This is a genomic window from Arthrobacter sp. Cr_A7 (assembly GCF_029222765.1).
Taxonomy (GTDB): Bacteria; Actinomycetota; Actinomycetes; order Actinomycetales; family Micrococcaceae; genus Arthrobacter.
In genome coordinates this window covers 21226-42441 of record NZ_JARHXQ010000291.1, presented here as the reverse complement: position 1 = coordinate 42441, position 21216 = coordinate 21226, and the positions used below count along the sequence as shown (strand labels likewise).

The following is a 21216-nucleotide window of genomic DNA, read 5'->3' as shown; positions in this document are numbered from 1 at the left end:
AGCAAGGAGAACCCCAGCATGACCATCATTGTCACTGCAGCTTTCAGCCCGAAGGAAGGCGCCTTCGACCAGGTCGTCGCCGCCCTAACCCCCGCAATCAGCGAAGTGCATCAGGAACCCGGCTGCCTGCTCTACGCGATCCATGAAGCCCCCAACAACCAGATCCTCATGATTGAGAAATGGGAATCAGCCGCGCTGCTGGACGCCCATGGCGAAGGTGAACCGGTCAAACGCCTGAACGCCTCCCTCGAAGGCCTGCTGGAAAAGCCTGTCGTAGTGACCCGGATGGTTCCGATCCCCGCGGGAACAGCACAACAGGGAGCGCTGTAGTGCACAGCCCTCTTGTCGTCATGGGCGTGTGTGGTGCAGGCAAGACTGCGGTCGGCGCTGCCCTGGCAGCCCGGCTCGGGGCAACCTTCAAGGACGCTGACGACCTGCACCCTTTGCCGAACGTCGAAAAAATGACAGCTGGCATACCGCTCACCGATGAAGACAGGTGGCCATGGCTTCGCCTGGTCGGCGAAGAACTCGCGGCCGAACACCCCCAGGGGATCGTGGTTGCCTGTTCGGCCCTCAAACGCGCCTACCGTGACGCTATCCGCGCAGCCGCTCCTTCCACCAGGTTTATCCTCTTAAAGGTCGACCCTTCGGTACTGACGGAGCGGCTGGCCCAGCGCCCAGGACACTTCATGCCTCCATCCCTCCTTACCTCGCAGCTTGAGACACTTGAGACCCTTGGGACAGCCGAAGCCGGAATGACTGTGACATCCGAAGGCGGCATAGAAGCACTCACCGAGGAAATTCTGGCGAATCTGCACCAAGTGCATCCCGCAGTACCCGCCGGTACCGATCAGAACGGAAGATAAATTTCTGCCCCACGCCTCCGAGCGCCTAGCCGGGCTGCAGGAATATCTTCTCAGGGTCCGGGCTTGTCCCAAGTGGCAGGAGCAGCACATCTGAGGAGGACCATGATTACCGGTACAGAGTCAACATCAGGCGCCCGGCGTACAGCTTTGGTGGTAGGAGCCACGGGCATCGCGGGATCCGCGTTGGTGGACACCTTGACGGGAGAGGGCTGGGACGTCCTTGCCTTGTCCCGCCGGCCCGGAGCGGAGCGCGCCGGGGTTCGGTGGCTTTCGGCGGATCTGACCTCGGCCGCAGCCTTGGCCAATGTGCTTGAGCCGGAGAATCCATCGCACGTTTTTTTCACAGCATGGTCGCGCCGTGCCACCGAGGAGGAGAACATCAGGGTCAACGCCGGCATGGTGCGTGACCTGCTCGCCGCACTCCGCGGCAAAGACGTGAGCCACGTTGCCCTGATGACCGGCCTAAAGCATTATCTCGGACCCTTTGAGGCCTACGCGGCAGGAGAAATGGCCGACACACCTTTCCACGAGGAGGAGCCGCGCCTGCCGGTGGCGAACTTTTACTACGCGCAGGAGGATGAGCTCTGGGCCGCATCGGCCGAGCAGGGGTTCACCTGGTCCGTGCACCGCGCGCACACGGTCATCGGGCATGCGGTGGGCAACGCCATGAATATGGGACTTACGCTCGCCGCCCAGGCCACCCTTTGCAGGGAGAGCGGGGAGCCGTTTGTCTTTCCCGGGTCCGAAACGCAGTGGAACGGCCTGACTGACATGACCGACGCAGGTTTACTCGCAGAGCACATGCTCTGGGCATCCACGACGCCTCAAGCCGCAAACGAGGCCTTCAACATCGTCAACGGTGATGTGTTCCGCTGGCGATGGATGTGGCCGAAACTCGCAGCCTACTTCGGCCTGGAATGGGAGGGGTACCAGGGTGAGCCCCGGCCTCTCGAGCAGTCCATGGCAGGGCGCGAAGACCAGTGGAGGGAACTTGCCCGGCGCCATAACCTCAGCGAGCCGGACCTGGACCGCGTCGCCTCCTGGTGGCACACCGACGGCGACCTGGGCCGCAACATCGAGGTAGTGACGGATATGGGCAAAAGCCGGGACGCCGGGTTCACCGGCTATCGCCGAACACTGGATTCCTTCACCACACTCTTCAACCGGTACCGTGCGGAGACCCTCATCCCCTGATCGGTCGCGCTACCTGCGACCGCGTCAGAGGGTCAACCTGCTGCTGTTTGTTGCCGCCCGCAGTGGGGTCACCGGAAGGCAGGTGAAGTGAACGGCATCGGTGACCACATCTCGTGTGCTTGCGCCACGCGCGTAGGAGCCCCGCTGCACGGCTGCACCGGTCCCCCGGCTCAGGACTTGGAACAGCAGGAACTCGACGGTGTTGAACTCTCCCTGTTCCTCGAGCACCGGCCGGAGGTGGTCCATCAGCGCCGTTACCACCTCAAAGGCGCCCCGGGGCTTTCCTGTTATCGGGTCTGCCAGCTCACCCTGCAGTCCGTAGCGGCTGGCCTGCCAGGACGCGAGTTGCAGTTGGGTAGCCGAAGTGGGGAATGGACTGACGCCGTCGCGCCACTGCCGTGCCGCGGTTTCCGCCAACCCGCGGACCAAGGCCGCCAGCAGGACGGTGTCGTCGGCAAACAGGCACACGTCGGCGACCCGGACCTCTACGGTCGGGTGCTTGTGGCTGAGCCGTGCGTCCAAGTACAGGTTGGCTTTGTCCAAGGGCACGCCGGAGCTGAGGATCTGCCCGATTTCACGGTGGTACGCAGCAGCGGAGCCGTAAATGCCGGCTGCTCCGGTGGTGGGCCACCGCCTCCATGCCTGCCAGCGGTAACTCGCGTAGCCGGAGTCCACTCCGTTCCAATACGGTGAATTGGCGCTGATGGCCAGCAGGACGGGCAGCCAAATCCGGACGCGGTCCAAGATGGCGACGCCTTCTTCTTCGGACTCGATCTCCACGTGCACGTGGCAGCCTCCGGTTAGCTGTTCGACAGCGGTAAGCCCGAACCTTTCCATCAGCTGGCCACATCGTTCACCCGGGGCGATGGTGGACTCGACCGGCAGCGCCGAAGTTGCCAACGCAACCGCCCGCGCTCCTGCCCGCCTGGCCGCAGAGTCGGCGCTCTTCCGCCCGGCGGTAATGTCATCGGCGATTTCGGCGAGGGTGACCCGCGGCAAGGTGCAGGTTTCAATCTGTTCCTGCTTCATTTCGCTGGTTAGGCGGGGAAAATCGCTGAGCTGTTCCAGGACTTCGCCCAGCGGCAGGGGCTTCCCGCTCTCGCCGTCGACAATCAGGAACTCCTCCTCAACACCCATCCTGCGCGTCATCGCAACCCGCCCAGGACGTGAAGATCCCCCGCGTGCACCCACTCAGCTGCTCGGACACCGCCGTTCTTCCGGATAACGTAAGCCACTTAGCTCCTCGGCGTAGGTCCGCGGGTTGCATGCTCAACCCGCCCCATTTTCACATACGAAGTGGTCCGGAGGACCCTGGAAAAGACCATGGCCCGCCCCCCAACGGAAAGCGGACCATGGCGGTCTCATCGACGGTCCCGGGTGTTCTCCGGGTGGTTGCCGGCCGTTAGCGGTTGGTACGGGCGTCGTCGTCGAGGTCGATGTTTTCCTTGCGGACCTCTTCGGTGACGGTGTGCTCGTCGGTCACCGTTTCCTTGTCCAGGCGGACGCGTTCGACGGGGACGGCTTCCTTTTCCACCACGGGGCGTTCCTCATGGAGGATGACCTCGTGTTCTTCTTCGCTGATGGCAGGGCCGTCCAGAGCGGCGCCCCTGTTGGCATCGGTGATGGGCTCGCGTTCCAGGCGGACCTCTTCGCGCTGGACCGGGACGGTGGTGGTGACGTTCTCGGTGACTACGTACTTGCGCAGCCGCACACGGCCAGCTTCTTCCTTCCGGGTGCCGACGTGCAGTTGCTCCTCAGACCGGGTCATCGCCTCGTCCGTGGTGGGTCCTGAAGTGTCGTGACCCACCGTGCCGCGGCCTACGGCTGCGGCGTCAGCAGTGTTCGCGTCACCGTGACGGCTAAAGCCGTTGGAGAGACCGTAGTAGGTGTAGAGCTCGTCTTCCTCGGCGGGTTCCAGATGCCCGTCAGGGGCGACACGGGGCGCGTCCTTGACCTTGTCCTTGGTGTGGGCGACGACGATGTCGTTGCCGTCCTGCGAAGCGGAGCCCAGCGGGGCGAAGGACTCATGGGTTCCGAAGAGCCCGGTCTTGACCGTGACCCAGGTGGGTTCTGAGGTCTGGTCATCAACGTAGATTTGCCCGATGGATCCGATTTTGGTTCCGTCGGAACCGATGACATTGCCGCCGGCGGTGGTCAGTGCAGAAAGGTTTTCAGTGTTAAGCACGATGTTCTCCTTCTAATGCTGTTGATGAATCCGGCGTGGGGCGCTGGTTAGCGGTGGGTGGAGCCGGCGGTGCGCGTGGTGTTGCGGGAGAGCAGGATGGCCAGGGCGATCATGGCGATGCCGAGGACGAAGTGCAGCCAGTTATCCGCGGTGTTGACCGGGACGAAGTTGGCGGGGGTGTCGTGGCCGATGATGAGGCCGTAAAGCCACAGGATGAGGTAGATGACGCCGCCGTAGAGCAGGTAGCTGCGGGCCTGTGTGTTGGTGCGGGACATCAGGATCCCGGCGACGCCGAAGAGCAGGTGGACGATGTTGTGCAGGATCGAGACCTGGAAGATGCCCAGCAGGAGTGCTTCTGAGCCGTGTCCGGCGAAGGAGAGCGCTTCATAGTTGCTGGTGATGCCCGGAATGAAGCCGAGGACTCCGACCAGCAGGAAGACAGCGCCTACTGCCTGGGCAGCTTTCTGAAGGGTGGTTTTGGGTCCGGTAGTCCGGTTTGTTGTCGCCATATTGTTGCTCCTGTCGTAGTGAGATTTTTGCTTTGCCGACCGCTGTTTGTGTGCCGGGCGGCGGTGTTCCGCTCAGAGTTCCGGAGGCGAAGGATGTGTTGTTCCAGCTGTCGGCGGAACAACACCTCATCAGGTGCTTCCGCTTCGGTGCCCTCACGAATGAGGTTTCCGGCAGCGGAAAGGACGGCCCGGCCTTCCGGGGTGAGGTAGATGTCGGCGCTCCGGCCGTCCCTGCCTGGTTCCTTGGTCAGGAATCCGAGGCTTTGCAGCCGCCGCAGCACCTTGCCCAGGCTCTGCCGGCTCACGCAGAGCATGTCGGCAAGATCCGTCGCCGTGGTTGGTTCCAGTTCCGCCGCTGTCTCGAGTGCGTCCAGTGATCCTGTGGTCAGTCCGAGCCTGGCCAACCGTCGGTTGAGCCGGCGCTCATCAAGTCGGGCCGCAATGCTGACAAGCCTGTGGGTGGCCCATTGCTCCGGAACGGTCCCCGGCTGTGCCTTCATGTGCCGCGGCCCGCCGGCAGCGGGTTGTTGCTGGTCGGGGTCCGGCGGCCTCCCCGCTGGGTCGGGGGGAGGCTTGGGGACCTGGTCCCGGCCGCTCATGTGTTCTGGACGTTGTCCTTGGCATCTGCTGCGCGGTCTTTGACGTCACTCGCAGCGCTTTGGCCCTCGGCTTTGACGTTCTGCATTCCGTCAGCGGCGGTGGCTTTGACGCTTTCCATGGCTTCCTGGGCCGGTGCCTTGAGGTCCTGGACCATGTCCTTGGCCGCGTCGGTAACGTGGGTGGCCAGTGGCTGCGCGGCGGTCTTCAGCTGGTCGGCCGCTTCGCGCTCCTTCTGGCTGGCCGGGATCAGGGACGAGACGAGCATCCCGGCCCCGAACGCGATCAAACCTGCTGCCAGGGGATTTCCCTGGGTTTGGGCCTTGACCTGTGACGGGGCGGCGCTGATAGCGGAACCGGCATCGGAGAGTTTGCTGGCAACGGTGTCCTTTGCCCCGTGCAGGGTGTCGCCGGTGGAGTGCAGGGCGTTACCGGCATGGCCGGTCCCGGAGGAGACCTTGTCCTGAACGGTGGACACCTTGTCTCCAACAGTGGTCGTGGCGGAATCGGCGACTCCCATGACCTTGTCCTTCACCCCCGTAACTGCGTCCTTGACGCTGCCCTTCACCTTCTCGGTCTGGCGCTGGACGATGTTGGACGGTGTGACCTTGTCCGCGACCGCGTCCACGTTGGTGCCCAGGCGTGCGCGGGTCTCTTCTATTTCCTGACGAATTGCATCCGGGTTATCGCTCATCGGTTTACCTCACCTGGTTTTAGGGTTGGGGGAATTTCAGACAGTGTCTCGCCGGTCTGGGGCATGCCCTTGATCTGCTTGAGTTCCTTGCGCCCCATCGAGGCCAGGACCGCGGCGATGATGCCCCAGATCACGGCGACGATCACGGCGGCCCAGCCCAGCGGCATCAGGGCGCCCAGGGCGAACATCAGCGCCAGGGACAGGAACAACAGGACGAAGTGTCCGGCCACGCCGGCGCCGCCGAACATGCCCGCGCCCTTCCCGGCCTTGGTGGCGGACTGCTTGGCTTCAGCCTTGGCAAGCTCCACTTCCTGGCGCATCAGGGTGGACAGGTCCCGGGTCACATCACCCAGCAGCTCACCCAGCGACGCGTTATCCGCCTTCTGATGCGCCTCACTCGGCGGCATCTCCGGTATCTGGCTGCTCACAGGTGACGTCCTTCCTTTGACTCGTAGGGGTCATCCTCAAAGCGCAGGGGCGTATCTTCCGCTGTGCCTGAGGGCAGGGCCGAGGTGGATACCGGAGCTCCGCCGGCCACAATGGGCTCTTCGTAAAATTCAGGGGCGCTGCCGGAGGCAAACGCGCTCTCCTGCCGGGCCGGAGCTTCAACCGTCCGAAGGGTTTGCCCTGATGTAAGGGGTCGCTGGCCAGCGGAACCCTGGGATCCCGGGGCTCCTGCCTGCAGGCCGCGGCCGAGCCGGCCCACGAGGATCCCTGCCCCTGCTGCCAGTAGCAAGAACGTGCCGGGACGGTTGCGCGCGAACCTCTGGACCTCGCCGAGCAGGTCGCCAGGCTCCTTGTTCTCGATCCACGAAGCCACCGCTTCACTGCGCTGGGCAGCCTGCCGGATCAGGTCACTGGCGATGCCCTGCTGCTCGGGTGCCTCAGCCATGGTCTGCAGCTGGCTGGAAAGGGTGCGGATACCCTCCGCAGCCTTGTGCTGCTGGGTGCCTGCCTGGCCGGACAGACCCGATTTCGCCTGGGACAGCAGATCCTTGGCGTTGGATTTTGCCTCAGAGGCGACATGGGCGGCCTCTTCCTTCGCCGTCTGGGCAACACCCTGCGCGGCGCTGGTGGCATGCCCGGCGACATTGGAAGCTTCTTCCTTCGCGACCTGCTTTTTGGATCCGGGGGCGCCTTCGGACGCCGGGGTAACGGAAGGGGTAGTTCCGACGGTCATAATCTCGGTGTCCTGCGAGGACGACCCCGAAACGTTGGTCCACTGATTTTCTGTCATCATGCTCTCTTTCCGTCACGTCAGCTGCTATCGATGCATCAGCACTGACGTAATAGTAAGCATGATTACTAATAAATAGTAAGTAGCCTTTCTACTTATTGGTGGGATGGCATCCGTCGTACTGGGAGCGACACTCGCCAAGGCGTCCCGCCGCCCCCGCTTTCGTGGCATGGACGTGAAGCCGGTCTGACTGTTCGAACTGAAAGGACGCCGGTGCCGGGTGAAACCAACAAGCTGCAACGTCATCTCGTCCGACACGGCGGCGCCACGGCGTCCGCCGAAGGCATACTGGCCCTCACCCAAGACGTCACCGAGCGGCGCCCTGCTTCCTTAAGGTAATAAGTACACTTATCACTATGGCTTCTTGCACTACGAAACGCTGGGGTAGCCAGAAGCACTGCCAGATTGGAGGTGGAAGGGATGGATGAAGCGGCGAAGCGGCGGCTGGAACTTGCAGCACTGGTCGTCGACGGTTTGCAACCGCAGGTTCTTTGGCCCTCCTATTTCGGCCAAGCCCCGTGTTCTGAGTTCGAGTTGCGCGCCTACCTTCATGGCGTCCTTGCCCTTCCCGACTTTGAACACGGCCACGGCACTGACCCGAAGGGGAAGGAGGTCACGGCAAGGCGGCCTCCCCCACAGTCCATTCCGCGCGGATCCGGTCAACCGGATGGCGTGGTGAAAAGGTCTGATGAAGATCTCTTGGCTGCGTTGGGAGCGGCGGGCAGGTTCCTTCTTACCCCTGAACGGGCAGAGGAGGAACGGTTGGCATCGTTGCGGGAAACTGACCTCCTCCACACAGGTGCGGAGGAAACTTTTGATCGGGTAGTAAATGCTGCCCGAGAGTACTTCGGCGTAGGTGCTGCCTCACTGTCACTGATCGCGAAGGACGCCCAGTTCTTCAAGTCCGCTGTCGGCCCTCTCCGGGAGGAAACCCCACGTCAAATCGCACTGTGCACAGAGACAGTTAAGCGGGACTCAATGCTGGTCATAAACGACACGCTGACTGATGAGCAATTCGCTTCGAATCCACTCGTCGTCGGGGACCCTTACATCCGTTTCTATGCCGGCTATCCCCTGCACGGTCCGCGTGGGTGGAACATTGGGACTTTGTGCGTCATCGACCAGAAACCCAGGACGTTCACTGCATCTGACGAGCTGGTACTTCGGTCCCTCGCAGCCATCGCCCAGAACGACATTGACGCACGGACGTTGCGGTGATGAGGTCGTACCCGGGACGGCGCCGGGGATTGTCCATGACACAGCTCCCGTTTACGTTAAGGCATGCCCATGACCCCTGAACAACGGCCGCCCATGATGGAGCTTCAGAACCTCCTGATCAGTGCTGAAAGCGTTGAGGCCTTTTTCTGTGGCCTGTCGGGTGTCGCCGCCGCCACGTTGACTGGACGGACCCGGAGCACCATTGACTGCGGCATCACATTCCAGGAGGGAAGCCGCCGCGTTACCGTCGCCGGCAGCAGCCCGCGCGCTGTCCGTCTGGACCAAATTGAGCAGCGCCTGGGCCAGGGACCCTGCGTAGAAGCCCTGCGAACCCTTGCCCCGGTGCTCCTGGAAGATGTCGAGAGTGACCCTCGCTGGCCGTCCTATCAGCAGGAACTCGCTTCCCAGAACTGCCGAAGCGTTCTCGGCATGCCCCTAGACATCGGCAGAGACTCCACTGCCGCACTCAATTTCTTTGCCTCCGGCCGGGTCTTCGATGACCAGACGATCAAAGAAACCGCTGCCTTCGCAGGCGCAGCCTCACAAGCTATCCGCCTCGTGCTGAAAATCAACGACGCCCAAAACACCGTAGGAGAGCTGAGGTCAGCCCTGGAAGGCCAGACACCCGTGAGCATCGCTTGCGGGATACTCATGGCCCAGAACCGTTGCAGCCAGGACGAGGCCATGACCATCCTGACAAACGCGTCGAAGGCCAGCGATAAAAGGCTGCAGGACCTCGCCAAAGAAATCGTCACCCACCTCTCCGGAGAAACCCCCGCTACCTTCTTCCAAAGTTGAAGCCCCTCAGCGAAAGAAGCAGCATCGGCGGAAACTCATCCCTTTGCAGCGCCCGCGGGAGGGGCGGTGGAATCCCGGACAATCAGGTGCGTGGCAAGTTCGACGCGGTGGGAGTCCAGGACTTCCCCGCGCGCCTGGCGCAGCAGTGACCGAAGTGCCGCGCGGCCCATCTCCTCCAGCGGCTGGGCCACGGAGGTGAGTGACGGCACCGATTCCTCACCCTGTCTTGTCCCGTCGAAACCGATGAGGCTGATGTCCTCGGGAACCCTGACCCCTCGTCGGCCCGCTTCGCTGAGGACACCCAGTGCGATGGCGTCGCTTCCGGCGAAGATGGCCGTGGGCCGCTGGTCCAGCTGGAGCAGTGCCTGGAGTCCGGCAACGCCGCTCTCGCGGCGGAACCTGCCACCGGGCACGATGTACTGGGGATCCACCGTGACGCCCCGGGCCATCAGGGCGGCCATGTAGCCGTGCAGCCGGGCCTGGTTGCATTCGGCCTTTTCTATCCCGCCGATGTACGCGATCCGCCGGTGCCCCAGGTCAAGCAGATGTTCCGTCGCGGCCTTGCCGCCGGCCCAGTTGGTTGCCCCGACGCTCACCACATCCGCTGAGGGCGGGTTGAGCGGGTCAATGACAACAACGGGAATCTTGCGTCGGCGGAACGCCTGCAGTTGCGCCTCGCTGAAAGCGGACGTCACCACGATCATTCCCGCCCGGCCTTCATCCAGCATGCGCTGCGCGCGGCGCTCAGGGGTGCGCAGGTTCGAGGGTGACGGGCCGGTGACGCTGACCATGATCTCGACGTCGGCAGCGGCGGCAAACTGCAGGATTCCGTTAAGGACCTCGATCATGTAGGCGGAGTCCAGGACGTCGATGACCACCTCGACAACAATGCCGGTCTCTCCGGCCGAACGGCGCTGCAGCGGGGACTGGTACCCTGCCTGCTCGAGAGCCGCCAGGACGCGGGCACGGGTCTCCGGCGCCACGTCGTCGCGGCCGTTCACCACCTTCGAAACGGTTGGGGCCGAGACGCCGGCCTGCAGCGCGACCATGGCAAGCGTCGGCTTGGCCTGCTCTGATATCTTCATCGATCTCACGCTTCGCAACCTTTCGAAATTTTCGTGAGCTTCATTCTGCAGAAGCAGCAACGCAACGGTCAAGGGAAGCCCTGTCCTTGTGCCAAAAATTTCGGCCGCGACCTATTGACCTCCACCAGACAGCCACTTTAGTTTAGAGCGTGACCTAAATCACCCTTTCGAAATGTTTCGAACTGGTCAGGCAGAGACCCGCACCTTGCAAAGAAGCAAACCCCAGATGGAGAAGCAATGAAGCAGCCCCAGACGTCCCGCCGCTCTTTCCTCGCCCTTGCCGCCCTCACTCCCTTCGCTGTCGCAGCGACCACTGCCTGCGGCACTTCCGGACCGGGCGCCTCCAGCGCCGGCGGGGGCGCCGGCATGTGGTACCTCTCCGGTGAGCCGAACCAAACCACCATGCAGAAGGCCGTGGACGCCTTCAATTCGGCGAACCCCGACAACAAGATCGAAGTAACCTACTTCCAGAACGACGCCTACAAGACCAAGATCAAGACCGCCATCGGCGCCGGCCAGGCCCCCACCATCATCTACGGCTGGGGTGGCGGCACCCTGAAGACGTACGCCGAGGCCAACCAGGTGGACGACCTGACCAGCTGGTTTGACGAGAACAAGGACCTGAAAGAGAAGTTCTTCCCCGCGTCCTTCGGTGCAGCCACCGTCAACGGCAAGATCTACGCGCTTCCCAACCAGTACGTGGCCCCGATCGTCCTGTTCTACAACAAGGAACTGTTCGAAAAGGCCGGCGTGCAGCCGCCAAAGACCTGGGATGACATCATGTCGCTGGTCAAGACCTTCAACGGCATGGGTGTGGCACCCTTCTCACTGGGCGGACAGTCGCGCTGGACCTCCATGATGTGGCTGGAATACCTGCTGGACCGCATCGGCGGCCCCGGCGTCTTCACCGCGATCTTCGAAGGCAAGCCCAACGCCTGGCTGGACCCCGCCGTCATCGAAACGGGCACCAAAATCCAGGAACTCGTGACGGCGGAAGGCTTCATCAAGGGCTTCTCATCGATCACTGCAGACTCCAACGCGGACCAGGCACTGCTGTTCACGGGCAAGGCTGCCATGATGCTGCATGGGTCGTGGACCTACGGCGCCATGAAGAAGGGCGGCCAGAATTTCGTCCAGGACGGAAAGCTGGGCTTCGTCCAGTTCCCCACCGTTGCCGGCGGCAAGGGCGACGCCAAGAACGGCGTCGGGAACCCTGCCCAGTACATGTCGATCTCCTCGAAGGCGACAGAGGAGGAAAAGGAGTCGGCGAAGAAGTTCTTCAAGGACGGCATCCTGACCGAGACGGTGATCGACACCTACATCAACTCCGGATCCGTTCCCATCGTCAACGGCATCGAGGACAAGCTCAACACCTCTCCGGACAAGGACTTCCTGAACTTCGTGTACGACATGGCCAAGAACGCTCCCAGCTTCCAGCAGTCCTGGGACCAGGCCCTGAGCCCCACTGCCGCCGAGGCCCTGCTGAACAACATCGACCAGCTGTTCCTGAAGTCGATCACGCCGCAGCAGTTCGCCGAGAACATGAATGCCACCCTCGGAAAATGAGTAACGCCGTCTCCACCGCTCCCACCACTGCCGCGGCCAGGACCGAGTCGGAGCAGACCGGGAAGCGCCGCGCCGCCCTCGCGTGGCTGACGCTGCCTGCGTTGTTCTTCTTCCTGGTCTTCGCCGTCGTGCCGCTGGCCGGCGTCTTCATTCTGAGCTTCACCAGCTGGGACGGCATCGGCGCCATCGGGGCGGCGGGCCTGGGCAACTGGTTCTCGGTACTTGCCGACCCCGGGCTGTACAACGCCCTGGGGCTGACCTTCCTGATCATGATCGCCTCCTGGCTCGTCCAGACCCCGATCAGCCTCCTGCTGGGTGTCTTCACTGCAGGAAGCCAGCGCTACCGGGCCGCCCTGGCAGTGCTGTACTTCCTGCCCCTGCTGCTCTCGTCGGCTGCAGTGGCCATCGCCTTCAAGGCCCTGCTGGATCCGAACTTCGGCCTGGCAACCGGCCTGGGACTGCCCTTCCTTGCCCAGGACTGGCTGGGTGTCCCGCATCTGGCCCTGGGCCTGGCCATCTTTGTGATCGCATGGCAGTTCGTGCCGTTCCATACGCTCATCTACCAGGGCGGCGTGCGGCAGATCCCCAAATCACTCTACGAAGCGGCCGAGATCGACGGGGCCGGAACCATCAAGCAGTTCTTCCACATCACGCTCCCCCAGCTGAAGTACACCATCATCACCTCGTCCACCCTGATGGTGGTGGGGTCGCTGACGTACTTCGACCTGATCTTCGTCCTTACCGGCGGCGGCCCCGGTAACTCCACCCGGATCCTGGCGCTGGACATGTACCTGCGGGGCTTCCGGGCCAACCTGATGGGCCCGGCAAGCGTCATCGCCGTCATTCTCGTCCTCATCGGCCTTGCACTTGCCTTGCTCCTCCAGCGCCTTGGGGGCAAGGACAAGCAGGGCAGCCAATTGGAAGGCCTGTAGCGTGAGTACCGTCCTGAGTAACAGCACGGAGGAGGCCCGGGTCGGCTCCCCCGCCAATATCGCCGCCGCGAAGCGGGGGTTCGGTTCCCGGCTGAGGCAGTTCAACATCCCGGCCGGCCTCGGCGGCTGGATCTGGCTCGCCATCATCATCATCCCGGTGTACTACGTGGTCATCACCAGCCTGAAGACGCAGGAAGGCTACTTCGGGCAGAATCCGCTGGCACTTCCCACATCACCGACTTTGGAAAACTACCAGCTGGTCCTGGAAGCCGACTTCGCCACGTACTTCATGAACAGCTCCATCGTTACGATCGGTTCGGTGGTTCCGGCGGTGCTGGTTTCATTTATGGCCTCGTTCGCCATCGTCAGGGGCAGCGGCAGGTTCCTCAAACTGGTCAACGGCCTGTTCCTTATGGGACTGGCCATCCCGCTCCAGGCCACGATCATCCCGATCTACCTGATGATCATCCGCCTCAACCTGTACGACAGCCTGCTGGCGCTGATGCTGCCGTCCGTAGCCTTTGCCATCCCGCTGACGGTGCTGATTTTGTCCAACTTCATCCGCGACGTGCCAAACGAGTTGTTCGAGTCGATGCGCCTGGACGGCTGCAGCGAGTGGCAGATCATGTGGCGGCTGGCCCTCCCGCTGACCCGTCCCGCCATCGTGACCGTCGCAATCTACAACGGCCTGCACGTCTGGAACGGATTCCTGCTTCCGCTGGTCCTGACCCAGAGCCCGGACCTGCGCGTCCTGCCCCTCGGGCTGTGGACGTTCCAGGGCGAGTACAGCGTCAACATTCCGGCTGTTCTGGCTTCGGTGGTGCTCAGCACGCTGCCCATCCTCGTGCTCTACGTCGTGGGCCGCCGCCAGCTGCTCAGCGGCCTCACCGCCGGCTTCAGCAAGTAGGACCACGATTCTCACGAAAGGAAATGCACATGACCACCGCAAAACCCCTGCGGGTCGGCATGGTGGGCTACGCCTTTATGGGTGCAGCGCACTCCCACGCCTGGCGAACGGCCCCACGGTTCTTCGACCTGCCGCTGCAGCCGGAGCTCACCGCGGTTGCCGGCCGGAACGCCGAGGGCGTCCGCGCCGCCGCGGACAAGCTGGGCTGGGAATCCGTCGAAACGGATTGGCGCCGCCTGATCGAGCGGGACGACATCGACCTCATCGACATCTGCACGCCCGGCAACACCCACGCCGAAATTGCCATCGCCGCCCTTGAAGCCGGCAAGCATGTGCTGTGTGAAAAGCCGCTGGCGAACTCAGTGGAGGAGGCCGAGCGGATGACCCTTGCGGCGGAGACCGCCGCCAAGCAGGGCATCATGTCAATGTGCGGCTTCAGCTACCGCCGTACGCCCGCCCTGGCCCTGGCCAAGCGGTTCGTGGAACAAGGCCGGCTGGGCGACATCCGGCACGTCCGGGCACAGTATCTGCAGGACTGGCTCTCCGATGCCAACGCCCCCATGACGTGGCGGCTGGACAAGAGCAAGTCCGGGTCCGGCTCCCTGGGCGACATTGGAGCACACAGCATCGATGCGGCCCAGTGGGTCACTGGCCACACCATCAGCGGTGTGTCCGCCCTGCTCGAAACGTTTGTCACCGAGAGGCCGCTGGCCGGTGACCTGGTGGGCCTCGGCGGCCACGGGGACGCCGGCAGCGACGCGCCCCGGGGAGCGGTCACCGTGGATGACGCAGCGATTTTCAGCGCAAAGTTCGACGGCGGCGCTGGCGCCATGGGCACGATCGGCGTCTTCGAAGCCACGCGTTACGCGCTGGGCCGGAAGAACGCCATGCGCCTGGAAGTCAACGGCACCAAAGGTTCACTGGCCTTCGACTTCGAGGACATGAACGTCCTGTCCTTCTACGACGCGGCCGAATCCCCGGACGCCGGCTTCCGCAAGATCTTCGTCACGGAGCCCGAGCACCCGTACGTCGGCAACTGGTGGCCCACAGGCCACGGCCTGGGCTACGAACACGGCTTCACCCACCAGGTAGTGGACCTGGTGACGGCGATCGGCGAGCGCCGCCAGCCCGAACCATCGTTTGCCGACGCCCTGCAGGTCCAGCGGGTGCTCGCGGCCGTGGAAGCCAGCGCCGCCAACTCCAGCCAATGGCAAAAGGTCTAGGCAATGACGACAGGACAAGGAACGGCCATGACACGACCCATCACGCTTTTTACCGGCCAGTGGGCCGACCTGCCCTTTGAGGAGGTGGCCCGGCTCGCCGGCGAGTGGGGCTTCGACGGGCTCGAGATCGCCTGCTGGGGCGACCATCTGGACCCGCGCCGCGCCGCCGAGGACGACAACTACCTCCAGGGCCGGCTGGACATCCTGGAGAAGAACCACCTGAAAGTCTTCGCCATCGCCAACCACCTCACCGGCCAGGCCGTGTGCGACGACCCCATCGACGAACGCCACCAGGGCATCCTGTCCGCTGGGATCTGGGGCGACGGCGATCCTGAAGGAGTGCGCCGCCGCGCCGCCGAGTCGATGAAGGACACAGCCCGCGCAGCCGCGCGCCTCGGCGTCAGGACCGTTACAGGTTTTACCGGTTCCTCCATCTGGAAGGCCGTCGCCATGTTCCCGCCCGCCTCCGAGGCAATGATCGACGCCGGCTACCAGGACTTCGCCGACCGCTGGAACCCCATCCTGGACGTCTTCGAGGAGGAGGGTGTCCGCTTCGCACTGGAGGTCCACCCCTCCGAAATCGCCTACGACTACTGGACCGCCAAGCGCACCCTGGAAGCCATCGGCCACCGCAAGAACTTCGGACTGAACTTCGATCCGTCCCACTTCATCTGGCAGGACCTGGACCCGGTGATGTTCCTGCAGGACTTCGCCGAACACATCCTGCACGTCCATGTGAAGGAATCGGTCCGGCAGCTTGATGGCCGCAACGGCCGCCTGGGCTCCCACCTGGCGTGGGCGGACCCGCGGCGCGGCTGGGACTTTGTCACGGCCGGCCACGGCGACGTCCAGTGGAACCGGATCTTCAGGACCTTGAACGCCATCGGCTACGACGGCCCCACCAGCATCGAATGGGAGGACGCCGGAATGGACAGGCTCATCGGTGCACCGCAGGCGCTGGCCATGGTCCAGGAACTCGCCCGGATTGCCCCGCCCGCAGCGGCCTTCGACGCCGCGTTCGCCAGCCGCTGACCCGAACCTCCTGCCGGCCCTCAACGTGCCGGTGGATAAACAAAGGAACTCCTCAATGACAGATCGCAAGAATGCCCTGGTGGTCCGCGGCGGCTGGGACGGCCATCAGCCCTACGAGGCCACCGAGCTCTTCATTCCCTACCTCAAGGACAACGGCTACGACGTCCGCGTCGAGGAATCCCCCAAGGTCTACGCCGACGCCGGCTACATGGCGGGTGTGGACCTGATCATGCAGTGCATGACCATGAGCACCATCGAAAAGGACGAGTTGGCCGGGCTGCGGACCGCCGTGGAAAACGGCACCGGCCTGGCGGGCTGGCACGGCGGGATCGCCGATTCCTACCGGAACACCTCGGACTACCTGCACCTGATCGGCGGCCAGTTCGCCTGCCACCCCGGCAAGCATCCGGACGAGTGCGTTGGGGAGCAGTCCGACAACTATGTGCCCTACACGGTGAACATGCTGCCGGCGGCCGCGGAACACCCCATCACCAAGGGCATCCCGGACTTCGACCTGGTCACCGAGCAGTACTGGGTTCTCTCGGATGACTACATCGACGTCCTGGCCACCACCACCCAGAAGGTCCGGGAGTGGGACCCGTGGAACCGCGAAGTCACCTCACCGGCCATCTGGACGCGCCAGTGGGGCAAGGGCCGCATCTTCGTCACAACTCCCGGCCACCGTGTCGAAATCCTCCAGGACCAGAACGTCCGCACCATCATCGAAAGGGGCCTGCTGTGGGCAAGCCGTTGAAAGTAGGAATCATTGGCTGCGGAGCCATCATCGCGCAGTATCTGGCCAGTTTCCGGAGACTCGGGGACATCCAGCTGGTGGCGGTGGCGGACCTCGACCCCGCACGCGCCCAGGCCGTCGCGGAGCAGTACGAGGGCGTCCGGGCCGTTTCCGTTGAGTCGCTCCTCGCGGCGGACGACGTCGAACTCGTCCTGAACCTGACCATCCCGGCGGCGCACGCCGAGGTGGCACTGAAGGCAATTGCCGCAGGCAAAAGCGTGTACGGCGAGAAACCCCTCGCCGCCACAACCGGCCAGGCACGCAAGATGCTGGACGCAGCGCGCGAGGCGGGCGTCGTCGTCGGCTGCGCTCCTGACACGGTGCTTGGCACCGGCATCCAAACCGCCCGCAAGGCGATCGATGACGGGCTGATCGGCGCCCCCATCTCCGCGAGTGCCACCATGGTGACGCCCGGGCACGAGCGCTGGCACCCCAATCCGGACTTCTACTACCAGCCCGGCGGCGGACCCCTCCTGGACATGGGCCCCTATTACGTGACGGCCCTGGTCACCCTGCTGGGCCCCGTCGTCTCAGTCATCGGCGCCGCAAGCCACACCCGCGATGAGCGGACCATCGGCTCCGGGCCGCGCCAGGGCGAAAAGGTCCCCGTTAATATCGATTCCCACGTGACCGGCGTCCTGGTCCACGCCTCCGGCGCACTCTCCACCCTGGTGATGAGCTTCGATGCCGTGAAGTCCAAGTCGCCGAACATCGAGATCCACGGCGAGCGCGGATCCCTGGTGGTGCCGGACCCGAACCACTTTGACGGCGACGTCCAGCTGTTCGCCCTCGGCGCTGACGCCTGGGAAACCCTTCCCGTCTCCGCCGGATACGTTGACGCCGGACGCGGTTTCGGCATCGCCGACCTGGCCTCCACGCCGCAGGGCACCGAGCCCCGGGCCGGCGGAACCCTGGCCTACCACGTCCTGGAAGTGATGGAGTCGGTCCTCGAATCAGCCCACACCGGCTCGACAGTGCCCATCACCAGCACGGTTGAACGGCCGGAGAGCGTGGAACTGACTGTCCTGGCCGACGATGTGGATGCCCTCCAGCCCCAAGAAGCTTCCTAGGGCATGGCCTATACAGCCGACACCTGGCCCATCGCCGCGGCCATGCTGCCGTTCCCGGGCACGGACGCCCAGGGAATGCACATCAACGACGCCGATCCCTCGGCCTGGGCGGAAGCGTTCACCGAGGTCAAGGACGCCGGGTTCGCCAACGCAGACCTGACGGACAGCTGGGTCCGTCCCGGTGACCTCAGCCGGGACCGCCTCGCGGAGTTCAGGCAGGCGGCGGAGAACGCCGGCCTCGGCATCCCGGCCATCTCCGCCATCCGCCGCAGCGTCATTGACGAAGCCAACTGGGAAGCCAACCTGGCGTACAGCCACCGCACCATTGACGCGGCGGCCGAGCTGGGCTGCGAGGTTGTCTCCGTCGGACTCCACCAGGCCATCAGGCCGGAGCAGCAGAAACAGCTGTGGTTCTGGACGGTGGACGGCCACAAGGACCCGGTGGGAGACGAGGAAACCTGGACCAACGCCGTGGTCCGCCTCCGGGAACTGGGCCGGCATGCGGCCGAGGTGGGAGTCCTGCTCTCGCTTGAGATGTACGAGGATACGTACCTGGGAACCGCGGATTCATCGGTGCGCCTCGTCCAGGACATTGGCCTCCCGAACGTGGGACTGAACCCGGATCTCGGCAACCTGATCCGCCTTCACCGGCCGGTGGAGGACTGGCGGGAGCTGGTGGCCAAGACCCTTCCCTACTCCAACTACTGGCACATGAAGAACTACTGCCGCGACGAGGACGTGGCGCGGGACATGTACGTCACCATGCCGGCTCCCATGGAGAGCGGCCTGATCAATTACCGCGAAGCCTTCAAGCTGGCCTTGTCCGTGGGGTTCCAGGGCATCCTCTGCACCGAACATTACGGCGGGGATGGCCTGAGCGTGGCGGCCAGCAACCAGGACTACCTGCGGCGCCACGTCCTGCCAAAGAAGGACGGCTATGCGCTCGGCAAGAGCCAGGTGGTCCAGGGCCGGCAACAGCCGGCGGCGGAACCCGCCCGCGTGTAACCGGTGCAGGCCTTCACGGCTACATACCAAGGATTTTCAACGAGGAAACCATGACCCTGATCTTCGACAACCCTGCCAACTTTGAGCAGGAGGCGCTGGACGGTTTTGCCGCCGCCAACCGCGGCTACGTGGCCCGCGTGGACGGCGGCGTGGTCCGCTCCACCGATGTTCCTGCCGGCCAGGTGGCCGTGGTGGCGGGCGGCGGTTCCGGCCACTACCCCGCCTTCGCCGGTCTGGTAGGCCCCGGCCTGGCTACTGGTGCCGTATGCGGCAACATCTTCACGTCGCCCTCCGCCGGGCAGGCCTACCGCGTAGCCAAGGCGGCGGACGCCGGCGGCGGGGTGCTGTTCAGCTACGGCAATTACGCCGGGGACGTGATCCATTTCGGCGAGGCGCAGCAGCGGCTGAAAGCCGAGGGCATCGAGACCCGCACGGTGCTGGTCACGGACGACATCGCCAGCGCTCCCCTGGACCAGATGGACAAGCGCCGCGGCATTGCCGGTGACCTGACGGTCTTCAAAATTGCGGGCGCGGCGGCCGAAGCGGGACTGGACCTTGACGCCGTCGAACGGCTTGCTGTCCGCGCCAACTACCGCACGCGCTCCCTCGGCGTGGCCTTCGACGGCTGTACGCTGCCGGGCGCTGCGGAACCGCTCTTCCACGTGCCGGCCGGCAAGATGGCTCTGGGCCTGGGCATCCACGGTGAACCGGGGATTTCCGAGCATCCAATGCCCACGGCCTCCGAGCTGGCCGAACTGCTCGTCTCCCGGCTGCTTGCCGACAAGCCCCAGGACGCCGGAGACCGCGTGGTGGCCATCCTCAACGGTCTGGGCCGGGTGAAGTACGAGGAATTGTTTGTGCTGTTCGGCAAGATTGAGAAGCTTCTCACCACCGCCGGCCTTACCGTCGTGGAGCCCGAATGCGGTGAACTGGTCACCAGCCTGGACATGTCCGGCCTGTCCCTGACCCTGCTGTGGCTTGACGAGGAGCTGGAGCACTATTGGGCCGCCCCGGCTGACACTCCTGGGTTCCGCAAGGGCAGCATGGCACCGCGCGCACGGCGGGAACTGGCAGGGCCGGAAGATGCCGTGGCCGCTGAGACGGAAGGCACGACGGCGGCAGCGGCTGCGCTGGGCCGGCTGGCAGCCGCCGTGCTGGCCCAGGCGCGGGACGCCGTCGTCGAACATGTTGAGGAACTGGGCAGGCTGGACGCCATTGCCGGCGACGGCGACCATGGGATCGGCATGCGGCGGGGCGCGGTAGCGGCGGCAACTGCCGCGCGGGACGCCGCGGCAGCCGGAGTTTCCGTGCAGCGTGTCCTCTCGGCGGCGGGGGAAGCCTGGAGCGAACGCGCGGGAGGAACGTCCGGGGCGCTGTGGGGATCCGCCGTGGCCGCTGCCGGCAGGACTCTCGGCACCAAGGACTCGTACCGAGGGGAGGACGCGGCGGCCGCCGTGGCAGCATTCACTGATGCCGTCACCACCCTGGGCAAAGCGCAGCCGGGCGATAAGACCATGGTGGACGCGCTGCTTCCCTTCCGGGACGCCTTCCTGGCCGCGCTCGACGACGGCGCACCAGTGACCGGGGCGCTGGCCTCAGCGGTCACCGCCGCCCGGCAGGCAGCCGACGCCACCGCATCCCTGCGCCCGCTGAAGGGGAGGGCCCGGCCGCTGGCCGAGAAAAGCCTGGGGCACCCGGATCCCGGAGCGGTTTCCTTTGCCCTGATCGCGACACGGATTTCTGATTACCTCGACTTTTCGCAGCCCCTGCCCGATTCCCGGCTGGCCGCTTCCGTGGCCGGAAATGGAGCCCGGGCGTGAGTGCGGAGGGCGCAGCAGGCTGGCGCATCGTCATCGGCAACGACGAGGCCGGCGTCGAATACAAGGAGGCGCTGAAGGCGCTGCTCGCAGCGGACAGCCGCGTCGCGTCCGTCGTGGATGTGGGGGTCGGTGCCGGCGACACGACCGCCTACCCCCATGTCGCCGTCGACGCCGCCCGCAAAGTGGCGCAGGGCGAGGCGGACCGTGCGCTGCTGATTTGCGGTACCGGACTGGGCGTGGCCATCGCGGCGAATAAGGTGCCGGGGATCCGCGCCGTCACCGCCCACGACGGCTACTCCGTTGAACGGTCGGTGCTGAGCAACAACGCGCAGGTCCTCACCATGGGCCAGCGGGTCATCGGCCTGGAACTGGCCAAGAAGCTGGTGGGCGAATGGCTCGGCTACCGCTTCGACGAAAATTCAGCCTCCGCCGCGAAGGTGGATGCCATCTGCTCCTACGAGCCCGAATCCACGAAGGCAGTCTGA

Annotated in this window: 22 protein-coding genes; 15 read left to right on the top strand and 7 right to left on the bottom strand. The window is 64.5% G+C overall.

Going from position 1 to position 21216, the window contains the following annotated elements; genetic code table 11:
• Window positions 1-18 precede the first annotated feature (18 nt).
• The 3 genes from P2Q66_RS17275 to P2Q66_RS17265 all read left to right on the top strand — a co-directional run bounded on the left by P2Q66_RS17275 (window position 19) and on the right by P2Q66_RS17265 (window position 2060).
• Window positions 19-330, top strand: coding sequence for a putative quinol monooxygenase (locus tag P2Q66_RS17275; RefSeq protein WP_275730131.1), 312 nt, complete (start codon window positions 19-21; stop codon window positions 328-330).
• Window positions 330-866 carry a gluconokinase gene (locus tag P2Q66_RS17270; protein WP_275730128.1) on the top strand — a complete coding sequence of 179 codons (537 nt, stop codon included), beginning with the start codon at window positions 330-332 and terminating at the stop codon, window positions 864-866. Before P2Q66_RS17275 ends, P2Q66_RS17270 begins: the two co-directional genes overlap by 1 nt.
• Before the next feature lie 102 nt (window positions 867-968).
• Complete coding sequence (locus P2Q66_RS17265; protein ID WP_079598193.1) at window positions 969-2060, top strand: SDR family oxidoreductase; 1092 nt, start codon at window positions 969-971, stop codon at window positions 2058-2060.
• Between the two features lie 24 nt (window positions 2061-2084).
• On the opposite strand, the gene P2Q66_RS17260 is transcribed toward P2Q66_RS17265, so the two are convergent.
• The 6 genes from P2Q66_RS17260 to P2Q66_RS17235 form a co-directional block, all read right to left on the bottom strand.
• The gene (locus tag P2Q66_RS17260) at window positions 2085-3209 is read right to left on the bottom strand and encodes a glutamate--cysteine ligase (RefSeq protein ID WP_275730125.1); all 1125 of its coding nucleotides are present in this window, start codon (window positions 3207-3209) and stop codon (window positions 2085-2087) included.
• A 253-nt stretch (window positions 3210-3462) separates the two neighbouring features.
• Window positions 3463-4245: a PRC and DUF2382 domain-containing protein gene (locus P2Q66_RS17255; RefSeq protein ID WP_115524968.1), complete on the bottom strand. Its 783-nt coding sequence runs from the start codon at window positions 4243-4245 to the stop codon at window positions 3463-3465.
• A gap of 47 nt (window positions 4246-4292) precedes the next feature.
• Window positions 4293-4754: a DUF4383 domain-containing protein gene (locus P2Q66_RS17250; protein WP_275730123.1), complete on the bottom strand. Its 462-nt coding sequence runs from the start codon at window positions 4752-4754 to the stop codon at window positions 4293-4295.
• A 595-nt stretch (window positions 4755-5349) separates the two neighbouring features.
• On the bottom strand, window positions 5350-6045 hold the full coding sequence (locus P2Q66_RS17245; RefSeq protein WP_275730121.1) for a DUF3618 domain-containing protein: 696 nt from the start codon (window positions 6043-6045) through the stop codon (window positions 5350-5352).
• Window positions 6042-6452, bottom strand: coding sequence for a phage holin family protein (locus tag P2Q66_RS17240; protein ID WP_079598257.1), 411 nt, complete (start codon window positions 6450-6452; stop codon window positions 6042-6044). Before P2Q66_RS17240 ends, P2Q66_RS17245 begins: the two co-directional genes overlap by 4 nt.
• A gap of 17 nt (window positions 6453-6469) precedes the next feature.
• Window positions 6470-7285 (bottom strand): hypothetical protein, encoded by an 816-nt coding sequence (locus P2Q66_RS17235; RefSeq protein ID WP_258868518.1) that lies wholly within the window; start codon window positions 7283-7285, stop codon window positions 6470-6472.
• Between the two features lie 417 nt (window positions 7286-7702).
• On the opposite strand from P2Q66_RS17235, the gene P2Q66_RS17230 reads away from it, so the two are divergent.
• Both P2Q66_RS17230 and P2Q66_RS17225 read left to right on the top strand, forming a co-directional pair.
• Window positions 7703-8500 carry a GAF domain-containing protein gene (locus P2Q66_RS17230; RefSeq protein WP_079598199.1) on the top strand — a complete coding sequence of 266 codons (798 nt, stop codon included), beginning with the start codon at window positions 7703-7705 and terminating at the stop codon, window positions 8498-8500.
• Between the two features lie 93 nt (window positions 8501-8593).
• Window positions 8594-9298 (top strand): GAF and ANTAR domain-containing protein, encoded by a 705-nt coding sequence (locus tag P2Q66_RS17225; protein WP_275730117.1) that lies wholly within the window; start codon window positions 8594-8596, stop codon window positions 9296-9298.
• A gap of 35 nt (window positions 9299-9333) precedes the next feature.
• Here the strand turns inward: P2Q66_RS17225 and P2Q66_RS17220 are convergent, their stop codons facing one another.
• Window positions 9334-10383, bottom strand: coding sequence for a LacI family DNA-binding transcriptional regulator (locus P2Q66_RS17220; RefSeq protein WP_275730116.1), 1050 nt, complete (start codon window positions 10381-10383; stop codon window positions 9334-9336).
• Between the two features lie 237 nt (window positions 10384-10620).
• Between P2Q66_RS17220 and P2Q66_RS17215 the strand changes: the two genes are divergently transcribed.
• The 10 genes from P2Q66_RS17215 to P2Q66_RS17170 are packed head-to-tail and all read left to right on the top strand — an operon-like array spanning window position 10621 to window position 21216.
• Complete coding sequence (locus P2Q66_RS17215; protein ID WP_275730114.1) at window positions 10621-11949, top strand: extracellular solute-binding protein; 1329 nt, start codon at window positions 10621-10623, stop codon at window positions 11947-11949.
• A complete protein-coding gene (locus tag P2Q66_RS17210; protein WP_275730112.1) occupies window positions 11946-12881 on the top strand; it encodes a sugar ABC transporter permease in 936 nt (311 codons plus the stop codon). The genes P2Q66_RS17215 and P2Q66_RS17210 overlap by 4 nt, the downstream gene beginning before the upstream one ends.
• A 1-nt stretch (window position 12882) precedes the next feature.
• Complete coding sequence (locus tag P2Q66_RS17205) at window positions 12883-13788, top strand: carbohydrate ABC transporter permease (protein ID WP_275730111.1); 906 nt, start codon at window positions 12883-12885, stop codon at window positions 13786-13788.
• Window positions 13789-13817: 29 nt separating this feature from the next.
• Window positions 13818-15011 (top strand): Gfo/Idh/MocA family oxidoreductase, encoded by a 1194-nt coding sequence (locus tag P2Q66_RS17200; RefSeq protein WP_275730108.1) that lies wholly within the window; start codon window positions 13818-13820, stop codon window positions 15009-15011.
• Between the two features lie 27 nt (window positions 15012-15038).
• The gene (locus P2Q66_RS17195) at window positions 15039-16043 is read left to right on the top strand and encodes a sugar phosphate isomerase/epimerase family protein (RefSeq protein ID WP_275730105.1); all 1005 of its coding nucleotides are present in this window, start codon (window positions 15039-15041) and stop codon (window positions 16041-16043) included.
• Window positions 16044-16098: 55 nt separating this feature from the next.
• Window positions 16099-16797 (top strand): ThuA domain-containing protein, encoded by a 699-nt coding sequence (locus P2Q66_RS17190; protein WP_275730103.1) that lies wholly within the window; start codon window positions 16099-16101, stop codon window positions 16795-16797.
• Window positions 16782-17906, top strand: coding sequence for a Gfo/Idh/MocA family oxidoreductase (locus P2Q66_RS17185; RefSeq protein ID WP_275730102.1), 1125 nt, complete (start codon window positions 16782-16784; stop codon window positions 17904-17906). The genes P2Q66_RS17190 and P2Q66_RS17185 overlap by 16 nt, the downstream gene beginning before the upstream one ends.
• A gap of 3 nt (window positions 17907-17909) precedes the next feature.
• The gene (locus P2Q66_RS17180; RefSeq protein WP_275730099.1) at window positions 17910-18911 is read left to right on the top strand and encodes a sugar phosphate isomerase/epimerase family protein; all 1002 of its coding nucleotides are present in this window, start codon (window positions 17910-17912) and stop codon (window positions 18909-18911) included.
• A 50-nt stretch (window positions 18912-18961) separates the two neighbouring features.
• Complete coding sequence (locus P2Q66_RS17175; RefSeq protein WP_275730097.1) at window positions 18962-20731, top strand: dihydroxyacetone kinase family protein; 1770 nt, start codon at window positions 18962-18964, stop codon at window positions 20729-20731.
• Window positions 20728-21216 (top strand): ribose-5-phosphate isomerase, encoded by a 489-nt coding sequence (locus tag P2Q66_RS17170; protein WP_275730096.1) that lies wholly within the window; start codon window positions 20728-20730, stop codon window positions 21214-21216. Before P2Q66_RS17175 ends, P2Q66_RS17170 begins: the two co-directional genes overlap by 4 nt.